The organism is Terrabacter koreensis (genome assembly GCF_054783315.1).
Window position 1 is genome coordinate 2,020,107 of sequence record NZ_BAAGQU010000004.1, and the last position, 11,787, is coordinate 2,031,893.

Annotated in this window: 12 protein-coding genes; 3 read left to right on the top strand and 9 right to left on the bottom strand. The window is 67.7% G+C overall.

All coding sequences use genetic code 11. The features are described 5' to 3' along the window. Positions 1-126: 126 nt before the first annotated feature. The 3 genes from ACYVNR_RS12215 to fabG form a co-directional block, all read right to left on the bottom strand. Positions 127-2,400, bottom strand: coding sequence for a tetratricopeptide repeat protein (locus ACYVNR_RS12215; protein WP_461048266.1), 2,274 nt, complete (start codon positions 2,398-2,400; stop codon positions 127-129). Positions 2,401-2,489: 89 nt separating this feature from the next. Continuing rightward, entirely contained in the window at positions 2,490-3,251 is a 762-nt protein-coding gene (fabI, locus tag ACYVNR_RS12220; protein ID WP_458799901.1) for an enoyl-ACP reductase FabI, read from the bottom strand. A gap of 91 nt (positions 3,252-3,342) precedes the next feature. Continuing rightward, positions 3,343-4,104, bottom strand: a complete 762-nt coding sequence (fabG, locus tag ACYVNR_RS12225; protein ID WP_461048267.1) for a 3-oxoacyl-[acyl-carrier-protein] reductase — start codon at positions 4,102-4,104, stop codon at positions 3,343-3,345. Positions 4,105-4,222: 118 nt separating this feature from the next. Here fabG and ACYVNR_RS12230 point away from each other — a divergent pair, with 118 nt between their 5' ends. Both ACYVNR_RS12230 and ACYVNR_RS12235 read left to right on the top strand, forming a co-directional pair. Beyond that, positions 4,223-4,513, top strand: a complete 291-nt coding sequence (locus ACYVNR_RS12230; RefSeq protein WP_082080707.1) for a DUF3099 domain-containing protein — start codon at positions 4,223-4,225, stop codon at positions 4,511-4,513. Between the two features lie 89 nt (positions 4,514-4,602). Beyond that, positions 4,603-4,755 (top strand): hypothetical protein, encoded by a 153-nt coding sequence (locus tag ACYVNR_RS12235; RefSeq protein WP_461048268.1) that lies wholly within the window; start codon positions 4,603-4,605, stop codon positions 4,753-4,755. A 63-nt stretch (positions 4,756-4,818) separates the two neighbouring features. Here the strand turns inward: ACYVNR_RS12235 and moaA are convergent, their stop codons facing one another. The 3 genes from moaA to ACYVNR_RS12250 all read right to left on the bottom strand — a co-directional run bounded on the left by moaA (position 4,819) and on the right by ACYVNR_RS12250 (position 7,457). Then, complete coding sequence (gene moaA, locus ACYVNR_RS12240; protein WP_461048269.1) at positions 4,819-5,841, bottom strand: GTP 3',8-cyclase MoaA; 1,023 nt, start codon at positions 5,839-5,841, stop codon at positions 4,819-4,821. 365 nt (positions 5,842-6,206) lie between these two features. Further along, on the bottom strand, positions 6,207-6,659 hold the full coding sequence (locus ACYVNR_RS12245; protein ID WP_461048270.1) for a hypothetical protein: 453 nt from the start codon (positions 6,657-6,659) through the stop codon (positions 6,207-6,209). A 621-nt stretch (positions 6,660-7,280) separates the two neighbouring features. Next, complete coding sequence (locus tag ACYVNR_RS12250; RefSeq protein ID WP_461048271.1) at positions 7,281-7,457, bottom strand: hypothetical protein; 177 nt, start codon at positions 7,455-7,457, stop codon at positions 7,281-7,283. Here ACYVNR_RS12250 and ACYVNR_RS12255 point away from each other — a divergent pair. After that, the gene (locus ACYVNR_RS12255) at positions 7,435-8,433 is read left to right on the top strand and encodes a hypothetical protein (protein WP_461048272.1); all 999 of its coding nucleotides are present in this window, start codon (positions 7,435-7,437) and stop codon (positions 8,431-8,433) included. The genes ACYVNR_RS12250 and ACYVNR_RS12255 overlap by 23 nt on opposite strands. A gap of 191 nt (positions 8,434-8,624) precedes the next feature. Here the strand turns inward: ACYVNR_RS12255 and ACYVNR_RS12260 are convergent, their stop codons facing one another. From ACYVNR_RS12260 to ACYVNR_RS12270, 3 genes are all read right to left on the bottom strand, one after another. Further along, entirely contained in the window at positions 8,625-9,191 is a 567-nt protein-coding gene (locus tag ACYVNR_RS12260) for a hypothetical protein (RefSeq protein WP_461048273.1), read from the bottom strand. A gap of 304 nt (positions 9,192-9,495) precedes the next feature. Next, positions 9,496-10,359 (bottom strand): hypothetical protein, encoded by an 864-nt coding sequence (locus tag ACYVNR_RS12265; RefSeq protein ID WP_461048274.1) that lies wholly within the window; start codon positions 10,357-10,359, stop codon positions 9,496-9,498. Positions 10,360-10,572: 213 nt separating this feature from the next. Further along, entirely contained in the window at positions 10,573-11,409 is an 837-nt protein-coding gene (locus tag ACYVNR_RS12270) for a DUF4268 domain-containing protein (protein WP_461048275.1), read from the bottom strand. Positions 11,410-11,787: the final 378 nt, after the last annotated feature.

Below are 11,787 nucleotides of genomic sequence, written 5' to 3' on the forward strand. Positions count from 1 at the left end.
CGACGCACCAACCCCATCGAGGGCTCAGTTCCCTGCGTCAGAAAGTGAGCACTCGACTCAGGGAGAGGTGTCGCTGAAAGCCTCGCTTCCGCGTACGCGTCCGCCGACTCAGGGTCGGCCGCTCGGTCAGTCGGCGGCGGGGGCGAGCTCGTCGGCGTAGGCGCGCAGGGCCCGTCGGTAGCTCTGGGTGTCGACGTCGGTCGTCGCCTCGAGCGTCGCGCGGATGAGGTCGGCCACGGCCTGGCGTTCCTGGCCGAGGTCGGCCTGCACCAGTGCCCGGAGCATGAGCGCTGCCGTGTTGTGCGGTCGCGCCTCCAGCACGTCGGTGACGAGTGCCTGTGCCTCCGCCGCGCGGCCGACGACGCGCAGGCTCGAGGCGAGCTGCAGCTGTGCCCGGTGGCGGTGCGGCTCACGCAGCCCGCCGGCGAGGGCCTGCTCGTAGAGGCCGATCGCGCCCTGCTCGTCGCCGCCGGCGTCCTTGGCGCCGGCGAGCTCGAAGACGAGGCGCGGGTCTCCGGGATGCGTGTCGACGAGCTCTTGGGCCGCGGCGGTGCGGGCGGTGTCGTCGTCCAGCTCCCACAGGGCGGCGATCTCGGCCTCGAGCTCGTGCTCGCCGCGGGCCGCGACGACCTTGCGCCGGATCGTGCGGGCATCGTCGACCTTGCCGCCGTGGTCACGGATCCAGCGGTTGACCTCGGCGCGCTCGGCGTGGCACATCAGGGCGATGACGTCGCCGTCGAGCGCATGCGGCACGAGGGCCTCGAGCGCCTCGAGCTCGGTGTCGAAGCCGGGCACGTCGAGCACGCCGACCTTGGCGAGGCCCTCGCGGAAGAGCCCGAGGAGCTCCTCCGGCTGGCGCCCGCGCAGGTAGTGGCGGGCGATCTTCAGGACGACCTCCTCGGCGCCGTGCCCGGCGATCTCACCCATGGCGGTGATGGCATCGTCGGCGCGGTCACCCGCGCACCCCAGCCCGAGGCGTACGGCCCCGCCCGGTGCCGCGAGACCGCGCGCGACGTCGAGGAGGGCCTCGAGCCCCGCCTCGTTGTGCGCCATGTCCATGATCACAGTCGCCTTGCCGCCCTGCGGCAGCGGGAGCGAGTACGTGTTGAGCCGGCCCCAGTTGTGCTCGGGGTCGGGCGCGAAGGTGCGCAGCCCCTCGACGACGGCCGACCGCGGCACGCCGAGCCCCAACGCGGCTGCGGCACCGGCCAGGGCGTTGGCGATGTTGTTCTGCGACAGGCCGCTCAGCGCCATCGGCACGTCGACGATCTTGACCAGCCGGTCGGGGTCGCCGTTGGGCGACAGGACGACGATCTCGCCGTCGAGCACCGTGATGCCGCGCCCGCCGGAGTTGATCGACTCCCACAGCGCCGGTGACGCGGGGTCGAGGCTGAACGCCCACGGCTTGGCCTTGATGCCGAAGCGCATCGCCCAGACGCGGGGGTCGTCACCGTTGAGCACGACCCAGCCCTGCGGCTTGGTCACGGTGGTGACGATGGCCTTGACCTCGGCGAGCTGGTCGAGGGTGTCGATGCCCTGCAGGCCGAGGTGGTCGGCGCTGACGTTGGTGACGACGCTGACGTCGTTGGCGGTGACGCCCATGCCCTTGAGCAGCATGCCGCCGCGGGCCGTCTCGAGGATGCCGATGTCGAGGCCAGGGGTCTCCAGCACGCCGCGCGCGCCGGCAGGTCCGGAGAAGTCACCCTCCTCCTTCGTCTCGCCCATGACGACGACGCCGTCGGTCGAGCTCCACGCCGTCGTGAGGCCGGCGGTCATGCACATGTGGGCCATGAGGCGGGTGGTCGTCGTCTTCCCGTTGGTGCCGGTGACGGACGCGACGGGCACCGTCGGCGTGATGACGCTCGGCCCCGGGCCGTCGGGCGCCGCCATGATGACCGCGGCGACCTCCTCGATGACGTCGTCGACACGGCGCGACGGGTCGAGCAAACCCGCCATGACGGCGCCGAACTGCTCTCCCGCGACGCGACCGCGCGTGCGGTGCACCCACGGGAAGGCGAGCACGACGTCCTCGACCGTCTGGCCGGCCCGCACGCGTACGCCGAGTCGTCCAGCGCCGATCTCGGTGCCGACGCGGCGCGTGACGTTGCGGATGAGGCGCATGACGAAGCGCTGGCGCAGCGCCGTGCCGCGCTTGCCCGGGCGGGCCGAGCGCATGCCGAGGCGGCGGGCGAGCGTCTCCGCCTCGGTGCGCTTGAGGTCGAGGTAGCCGGGCAGGTGCAGGATCACCTTGATCGCGGGCCGCGCGAAGTAGAGGTTGGGTCCGTCGAGGACGCGCACCTCGTCGACCCTGACCGGGGCCACCGCCACTGGCGCGTTGTCCGTCTCGTTCTGCGTGTCGTCGGTCGGCAGGGTGCTGGACTCGGTCCCGGCGTGAGGCATGGGCAGGACTCTAGCGAGAGCGGGCGAGGCCTCGCCCGGTCACCACTTGTGCCTTCCTGCCCGCCTTGCTGACCACCTCAGCGCCCGCCTTACTGCCCCATCGCGTGGACGCCGCCGTCGACGTGCACGATCTCGCCCGTCGTCGCCGGGAACCAGTCGGAGAGCAGCGCCGCGCACGCCTTCGCGGCGGGCACCGGGTCGTTGACGTCCCAGCCGAGCGGGGCGCGCTCGTCCCAGATCTGCTCGAACTGCTCGAAGCCGGGGATCGACTTGGCGGCGGTGGTGCGGATCGGGCCGGCCGCGACGAGGTTGCACCGCACCGACTTGGGGCCGAGGTCGCGCGCGAGGTAGCGGTTGGTCGACTCGAAGGCGGCCTTGGCGACGCCCATCCAGTCGTAGACCGGCCAGGCGAACTTCGCGTCGAAGGTGAGCCCGACGACGCTGCCGCCCTCGGGCATGAGCGGCAGCGTGGCGACGGCCAGCGCCTTGAGGCTGTACGCGGAGATCTGCACGGCCGTCGAGACGTCCTCCCACGTGCCCTCGAGGAAGTTGAAGGCCCCCTGCGGGGCGAAGCCGATCGAGTGGAGCACGCCGTCGAGGCCGTCGACGTGCTCGCGCAGCCGGTCGGCCAGCGTGTCGAGGTGCTCCTGGTCGGCGACGTCGAGCTCGATGACGACCGGCGTCTCAGGCAGCCGCTTGGCGATGGTCTGCGTGATCTTCATCGTGCGGCCGAAGGAGGTGAGGATGACCGTCGCGCCCTCCTCCTGCGCCAGCTTGGCGACGTGGAACGCGATGGAGCTGTCCATGAGGACGCCGGTGATGAGGAGCTTCTTGCCTTCGAGGATTCCCATGCCTGCGACTTTCTCGTGTGGGTGGGGAAGAGTGGGGACGGTTGGAGCGCAACGACATTCACGGCATACGGCCGTATGCCGTCGGGTGGGGTCAGTGCCCCATGCCGAGCCCGCCGTCGACGGGGATGACGGCGCCCGTGATGTAGGCGGCGTCGTCGCTGGCGACGAAGCGCACGACGGACGCGACCTCCTCGGGCGTCGCGAAGCGGCCGGCGGGGATGTTGGCGAGGTACTGCTTCTTCTGGTCGTCGGGCAGCACGGCCGTCATCTCGGTGTCGATGAAGCCGGGGGCGACGACATTGGCAGTGATGCCACGGCCGCCGAGCTCACGCGAGATGGAGCGCGCCAGTCCGACGAGGCCCGACTTGGAGGCGGCGTAGTTGGCCTGTCCCGGGGAGCCGTAGAGGCCGACGACGCTGCTGATGAGGACGATGCGGCCCTTGCGCTTGCGGATCATGCCGGTGGCGGCGCGGCGGGCGCAGCGGAAGGCGCCGGCGAGGTTCGTGTCGATGACGGAGTCGAACTCGTCGTCGGTCATGCGCATGAGGAGGGTGTCGCGGGTGATGCCGGCGTTGGCGACGAGCACCTCGACGGGGCCGCCGAAGATCTCCTCGGCGGCCTTGAACGCCGCGTCGACGGAGGTCGAGTCGGTCACTTCGCAGACGACGCCCTGGAGGCCCTCCGGCGGCTGGCCGGAGCGGTGGGTGATGACGACGTTGTCGCCGGCGTCGGCGAACGCGCGGGCGATCGCGAGGCCGATGCCGCGGTTGCCGCCGGTGACGAGCACGTTGCGCGGTGAGGTGCTGGTGGGTCCGGGGGTGGCCGTGGGTGCCGTCTCCGCGGTCGTTGACACAGTGCGTTCCTCCATCCGTCCGGCGGTGCCGGAGTCTCGGTCCTGCCCCGAAACCTAACGGACTACCGAAGGGTAGACAGCACGGTCCATGCCCGCCCAGCGGGCTTATGGTGGATGGGTGCCAAGAGCCCACCACGAACCCGTCGTGCACACCGTCACGTCGGCGCCGTCCTCCACGACCGACGACCAGGACAAGCGCATCAAGCGCTACCTCACGATGATGGGGATCCGCGTCGCCCTCTTCGGGCTCGTCTTCGTGACCTCGGGCTGGCTGCGCTGGGCGGCGGTGCTCGGCGCCGTCATCATCCCTTACATCGCCGTGGTCATCGCGAACGCCGTCGCGCCGCGGCAGCCCGGCGACCTGCAGACGGTGACGCCGCAGGACGACATCCGCCGCATCGAGCAGTGAGCGGGCTCTTCGAGGCTGCCTCCGCGTCGGAGGCCGCCGATCACGTGTGCAGTTCGAAGGGGTGTCGGGCGACCGCTCGGCACGCGGTCGTGTGGAACAACCCCAAGCTGCACAAGCCGGAGCGGCGAAAGGTCTGGCTGGCGTGCGACGAGCACGAGAAGTCGCTGGCCGACTTCGTGGCGCTGCGCGGCTTCCTCATCGAGGTGGTGCCCGTCGAGGCGCTCACCTCGGCTGACGGGTAGAGCTGCTCGAACCCGGCCGTACGCGTACGGCTCGGTTGGGTGAGGTGTGAGCCGGTCAGCCGGTCAGCCGCCGATGGCGGACATGGGGCGCTCGGGCTGGACGAAGTCGGGGTCGCCGATGCCGTGGCCCTTGCGCTTGCGCCACATCTCGCCGCGCATGAGGTCGAGCAGCTCGTCGTCGGTGGCGCCGGCGCGCATCGGGCCGCGCAGGTCGGTCTCGGTGTTGGAGAAGAGGCAGTTGCGCACCTGGCCGTCGGCGGTGAGGCGCGTGCGGTCGCAGGCCGCGCAGAACGGGCTCGACACGCTCGCGATGATGCCGACGGTCTCGGGGCCGCCATCGACGAGGAACCGCTCGGCGGGGGCGCTCCCCCGGTCGGCCGCCGGCAGCGGCGTCAGCTCCCAGCGCTCGGAGAGCCTGGCGTGGATCTCGCCGGCGCTGATCATGGTGGAACGGTCCCAGGCGTGCTGGGCGTCGAGCGGCATCTGCTCGATGAACCGCAGCTCGTAGCCGCGCTCGAGGCACCAGGCGAGCACGTCGGCGACGGAGTCGTCGTTGATGCCGCGCATGGCGACCGCGTTTACCTTGACGGGGGTGAGGCCCGCGTCGGCTGCCGCCTTGAGGCCCGCCTCGACGTCGGCCAGGCGGTCGCGGCGGGTCAGCTGGGTGAAGGTCTCGGAGTCGATGGTGTCGAGGCTGACGTTGACACGGTCGAGGCCGGCCTCCTTGAGCCCTCGCGCGACCCGCTCGAGCCCGACGCCGTTGGTCGTCATCGCGATCTTCGGCCGCGGCTCGAGCGCAGCGATGCCGGCGACGAGCTCGACGAGGGAACGCCGCAGCAGCGGCTCTCCCCCGGTCAGGCGCACCTGGGTGACGCCGTCGCGGACGAAGAGGCCGATGAGCCGGAGCATCTCCTCGTCGGTGAGCATCTCGGCCTTCGGCATCCACGCCAGGCCCTCGGCGGGCATGCAGTAGGTGCAGCGCAGGTTGCAGCGGTCGGTCACGGACACGCGCAGGTCACGCGCCACCCGGCCGAACTGGTCGGCCAGGCCTGCCGGTCGAACGCTCGGGTCGGGAAGGACGGTCATGCCCTCCACTCTAAGCCGGGGAGGCGAGACAACCCCGCATGAAGGCTCTCGTCACCCGTGGCGGTCGCGAGGACGTCGGAAGGGACGGTGCTTTCTCGAGCGCCAGACCTGGGAGCAAACTGCCACCGAGCACACGCGTCGGTCCCGGGCGGGGACAGCCACGGCCACTCGAGCGGTATCCGAAATGCACGCGAGCCCCTGCCCAACACCGCCCACAGTGGGCGTGGATCACTGCGCCGCAAGAGAAAGTTGCGCTCCAACTCACTCAGTGGGTGATGTAGCGAGGGCTGACTCGCTCCGCGCCCCTGATCGTGATCGCGGAGCGAGACGCCTTAACGTAGGTACTCGGCTTGGCAGCGACCAGGTCAGAGGTACGGGGCCCACTTGTCGAGAACTCCGGAGACGAGGAAGTAGCTGGTGGCCCTCGAACCCAACGCTTCGGTGCACGCCTTGCTGTCCTTCGGGACTTCAAAGGAAGGCCCGCAAGCCTTCTCGAGATCCACGTCCGCCATGCCCTGCAGCACCCTCCTGGTCTCGTCCACGAGCGGCTCCATCGAGGGCGGGACGTCGAGGGCCTCAAGATCGCGAATGGCGTTCTGAGCCGCGACACCCGCGGTGACCTCGTTTGTGTAGCAGGTGATGAGCTCGATCTCGCTCATCCCGCTGTCCTCCCCCAGCACCATGGCTGACCGACAGGGCAGCGCGCTGTCCTCGACCTCGCGCCAGGTCTTTTGGTTTCCGGCGATGACCGAGGCGACTTGATTCTCAGAAGCGTAGGTGGGCGTCGGTGACGGCGTGGTTGTGGTGGTTGTAATCATTGCCGGAGTGGTCGGCGACCCGGCATCGGGCGTGGTCGCGCTGGAGCAGCCAGCGAGTCCAAATGTGAGCAGCACTGCAGCAAAAGCAGTTCCCCTGTGTGTCATGGGGCAGGTTCTAGCAGACAAGACTTCAAGCCACGTCGAGGATGCCCAGATTTGGACAAATGCCACGCGATCTGTTGACAGGTGCCGTCAACACTGGCGCGCTTTGAGTCAAATTCCGAGGTGATGTTGCCTCGCGGGCGGCAGCCGACGCGAGTCTGCGCGTAGACCCCGCAGCCAGCGGGGGCCCTGATTGCTCGCAAACGCCCGTGCTCGTGCCACAGGGATCCAGCGTCTCGCCGCCGCGTCCGGGCGACCACAGTAGGCGTCCCCTTTCGTTCCGTAGGGGCCGCGTGAAGTCTCCTCTCTGCCTCGTGGGCATGGGTTCGTACACGGTGATCAATCAACGGCAACCCGGGCAACCACCGCCTCAGCGAAAGCGCGGATTTGGAGTATCCGGGGCCCGTCCATCCAGCGTGGCGCACAGCTAGTCGTGTGGTTTGCGCGGGCAGGGCCCTGCCTGATTTCGCGCCTTGCTTGAGCGCTAGCCTGTGTCCGGCTCGCCGAACATCTAACTTTTCACGGGGGTTCCTTCATGCGCCGTGCCGCCATCGCCTGCGCCGTTTCCGTCTTGGCCCTGTCCGCCTGTAGCGGCGGGCCGACACCTTCCTCGGCGCCCTCCTCGAGCAGCGCGGTCTCTCCGGCCTCGAGCCAGCCGTCGCCGACGTCCTCGGTGCCGAAGGAGCTCGGGACCATCAAGGCCAGCGGGTTCGGTCAGCGCGACCAGTACGTGTGGGTCACCGCAGTGGTGCACAACAACAGCACCTACGTCGGGCAGGCCGTCACCGTGAGCTTCAACGTCCTGGACGCCAACGGCACCCTGCTGAAGACGGGGTCACAGGTCGAGTCGTTCTATCGACCTGGTGCAGACCACGCGGTGGGGACCCAGGTGAGCTTGGAGCCGGGGCAGAAGGCGGCCAAGGTCGAAGCATCGCTGGACGTGGAGGCCAATGGTGCGTTCAGCGACAAGCCCTTCCCCGTCGCCTCCACGAGCGCCGTGAAGATCGGCAAGGGCGAGTTCAGCCCGAGCGTCGCGTCGTTCGAGATGACCAACCCGGTCACGGTGGCGCTCAAGTCGCCTCGGATCCAGGTCGTGTGCACCAACAAGAGTGGCAGCATCATCGGTGGCGGCAACTCCTACCCGGACCTGGTGCCCGCGTCCGGGAAGGTGAAGGTCGAGACCGACCTCCTCGTCTCCGGCGCGCCGGCCGCGTGCCGCGCGTACGTGGGGCCGGACCCGAGCTGGGACGGTGAGGGGATGCCGCCAGTCACCGCCGCCTCGACGGCTGGTCCGACGGGCGCGGCGACGCCGCAGGCGGGAGGGTCGGCCGAGGCCGCGTTCAAGATGTGGGTCGAGCAGTTCAACGCCAAGAACTGGATCGGCCACTACGACACCTTGGTGAGCGCGCAGAAGGCGGTTATCTCCAAGGACGAGTACGTCGCGTGCCGGTCCAAGAAGGCGGCGCCGTCGTTCAAGTGGGTGAAGGTCCTGTCGGTCACTGACGGCGGTACGGACGCGATCCCGGGGACGAAGATGTCACTGCCCTCGACGAAGGTGACCGTGCAGCTGACGGTTCAGGGCGTGAAGGTTCCCGTCACGGCACACATGTACCGGGAAGACGGACAGTGGCACTGGTCGATGACGCAGGAGAACCTCAACGGCTGCGTCTGAGCGAGGGACCGAAGGCGAGCAAGCCGCCGACTGCCACCGCTACGCGACCGCCGATCCCGGCTCAATGCTGCTCAGCACCTCAGGCGACGGGTCAACCGGCGTTCGGGACTATCGCTCGGCGGCTCTGAACCAGGCCGGGCGCACCTGCGCCTTTACGCCGCGAGGAGGCGGACCTGCAGCGCGTGCCGTCTTCAGTTCGTGCCCGAGAGCCCCAGCATGACTCGCACGCGCTGAGATGCGCCAGCGTTCGGATTGGGCATGTCAGGCAGGTCATTCCACTCCCTGACGGACGCCACTTTGGTGCAGTCTTTCCAGAAGTCGCGCCGGGCGGCCAGGTTGTCGATGACCTTGTCGATGTACGGCTGCACCTTTGTGGGCCACAGGCCAGCGTTCAGGCTGCGCATAGCTAGGTCGTCCAGGGCGATCTGTTCCTTGCACGCCTTACGCAGGCCTGGCAGGTTGTTCGCATCGATCAGGCGGAGCATCTTCTTGGTGTTGGCGCTCGCGGGCGCAACGATCGATTCGTACTTGCTCCCGGCGGTCGTAGTTGACCACAACACTGGAACGCCGACGGCTTGGCTTGTAAGAGCGGTGGCTGCGGATGACGTCGCCGTGCCGGTTGTGGGCGAAGCAGTGGTGCTAACGATCTGTGGCGTTGTGGCCGAGGGCTGCGCCGCCGGGTCCGCCCCTACACCGCAAGCGCCAAGCGCCACGCTTGTCATGGCAACAGCAGTCACAACGCGGGGCATCTTGTTCAAAGAGCGTTCCTATACGACCGGGGTCGATGCCTGGGCGCATCGCGATGGCAAAGCCTAGCGCTCTCAGCAGGACGCTTAGAGAGCGGCCTGACCTCTGACGAACGGGCCTGAACCACATGGGGGCCGCGCACGGCTGGGCCACCTCGATGGGATACCGCCGCCCGATCTGAACCGGACGTCGAGCGCTTGGTGGCTTTGCTTCCGATGTGCAGAAGGGACACGGCGCCGGTCACCGGACGTGGGCGGTGGCAAACAAGGGTTGAGTTGCGAGCGGCGGCGGGGATCCGCTGCGGCACTGTTGGTCTCAGCCATGCCCCTGATCAAGGCCCTTGCTCTCAGTCGAGGATTCAGTGTCGGTAACGATCACTGCATCGTCGATCGAGTAATCTGCAGTTTGCTCATTTTGCCAATGGAGGGCGCCGTCTCTTACCACTAACAAGTCGACCTCGAACTTATAGCGACGACGCCAAAAAGCATAGTAGCGGTACTTGCCGGAGCCCGTGGGGCCCGAGAGGGTCATCTCTCTGGTGGTCGAGTCTTGGGTCGTGAAGGTCACAGATGTTGCAAACTTCTCGGTCAAAGCTGAAGACAGTTTGGGACCGTTCTTAGCGCCGAGTTCTATGCCCAAGGTCTCGGCAACCTCGTGGAGGGTCGTGTCAGAAACACCCACGATATTCGAGATGCTGAGCTTCTCAGTATTGTTTCTGGAGACCTGCTTGATATCCGTTTCGCGTTGCCAGTAGGTGCGGTATCGCCAGCGCAGGAGGCCGGTGTAGGTCGACATACCTAACGTGCGTTGCATCCACTCCAGTGACTTTGCCACGGCGCCGGCGGCAGCACCTCCGGGGATCGCAGCCAGAATGCTGCCCGGTATCCCTCTGCCGAGGTCGCGTTGAGCTCGGGCCAACCGGTAATTGTCCCTCGTAGCAACGTGGTGCCGGTGATTCGCTTTGAGCTGCCCGGCCAACCAGTTGTGTGCAGCACTGAACTCCATGTCCCCCGATTCGGAATCATCAAGCAATACCCGCAGGGCGAACGGGTCGCCTGGTAGGACCGACTCAGCGGTGCGGACCCTGTAGCCAACTTCTAAATCGGTGGGCGCGGTCTGGACGGGTGGCGGCGTGCCATCTTGCGCGAACTCCGGCGGTCGATCCCACTTAGCCTCCATGCGCCGATGGTAGGCCCGGACTCGGCGACCGGGGGGCTGGGGCCTTCTGCGTCGGCCCCAATCTTCCCGTAGGTGCGATAGGCACCCACGACCCGGGCCTGGGCGCCCCCGGCTGCATGCCCACGTATGCCAAGAGCCTTCGTCCGACGCCTTCTCCGGCGTGCGTCACTCCGCCGCGTGTCGCCCTGAGAGCTACGGCCGGAGTGAGGACCGTCAGGCCGCGGGCACCCCACCAATCGCTTCGAGCGCCCTCCGGAGGCGTGCTTGCGCCTCGATCAGCCAATCGATCATGAGCGACCAGCTGTCTCTGTCGGCAACATTCGCGTAGGTCGACTGGATGAAGATCTTCGCGCCCTTGCGTCCGGCCATTTCGTCCCAGGTTGCCGGTTCGCCCAGCGCGGCTTCGAACTCCGCGCGCCGCTCGTACATCGCCTCGAAGCGCGCGACGTTGAGGTCCGCATCCGGAGCGTCGAAGTAGATCTGGCAGACCAGACCGGTACGCGTGAACGCCATAGAGAGAACCACTCCGCTGGTCCCGAGCGCGGTGTTGTACCAAGAAGCGGTTGTTGAGGTCCGCGCGCGACTCCAGCCTGGATGGTCGGACTGAATCCGGAGTCGGGCACGCTCCCAGAACTCCCAATACAGACGCCCCCGCTCCGATACTTCACCTGCCGCAAGAGCCGTCACGGTTCGGACCTGCTTCCCCCAGTCGTTCGGTTGGGCGACAAGCTTGAAGGCGGGTGCCAGTGCGGAGTCACCGATGCGGACAACCTCAACCTCGACACCGAAGAATCGCGTTTCCTCGTCGGTGCGCTCGTTGAGCCAGTCAATCGCCGCGCGGTGTTCTGAACGGAAACCCGTCGTTATCCAGACGATTGTTGTTGGATCAGTGCCTGCCGCGTACGTGAGGATCTGCCCCAGATGAGTGTGATCTGAGACCTCGAGCTGATTTTCGACTATCACGGTGTGACCGGTCGCCTCGTCCCTCCCGAGTAGGTCGAGAGAGAAGCCGCCCACTGGGTGCTCCGCCACGTCTAGCACCAGATCCATGCCAAGGAGGTCAGAGAGTACGTCCACGTTCCCCAACAGCCACGGTGTGAAATCGTGCGCCTCGTGTGGCCACACTTGACGAGGTGGCACGACCGTTAGGCGGCCAAGGGATGTCGTCACAGGGGGAAGGTACCGCGACTGGATCACCCCTTGTTCACGACAACGTGTCCTGGATCTGCCCGCCTACGCGCCGCGTTTTCCGTGCTCCTGACGTTGCCGCCACCAGCGACCCTCGTTCAGTGGTCGGGAGCTCGCGGAAGGGCGCTATCTAACGTCGCCTGTGGACACGGCGTCCCAGTGCTTCGCGCGTGATGCTGTCGGCAACGCTCGAATCTGGGGCCGATCGGATGTTCGAAATCGAGGCCACTGGTTCGTGGC

Coding starts and splice junctions, on each gene's coding strand:
- ACYVNR_RS12245 (WP_461048270.1), bottom strand. CDS start 6,659: ATGATTACAACCACCACAACCACGCCGTCACCGACGCCCACCTACGCT.
- ACYVNR_RS12250 (WP_461048271.1), bottom strand. CDS start 7,457: ATGGTCCCGAGCTCCTTCGGCACCGAGGACGTCGGCGACGGCTGGCTC.
- ACYVNR_RS12270 (WP_461048275.1), bottom strand. CDS start 11,409: ATGGATCTGGTGCTAGACGTGGCGGAGCACCCAGTGGGCGGCTTCTCT.
- moaA (WP_461048269.1), bottom strand. CDS start 5,841: ATGACCGTCCTTCCCGACCCGAGCGTTCGACCGGCAGGCCTGGCCGAC.
- ACYVNR_RS12215 (WP_461048266.1), bottom strand. CDS start 2,400: ATGCCTCACGCCGGGACCGAGTCCAGCACCCTGCCGACCGACGACACG.
- ACYVNR_RS12265 (WP_461048274.1), bottom strand. CDS start 10,359: ATGGAGGCTAAGTGGGATCGACCGCCGGAGTTCGCGCAAGATGGCACG.
- fabI (WP_458799901.1), bottom strand. CDS start 3,251: ATGGGAATCCTCGAAGGCAAGAAGCTCCTCATCACCGGCGTCCTCATG.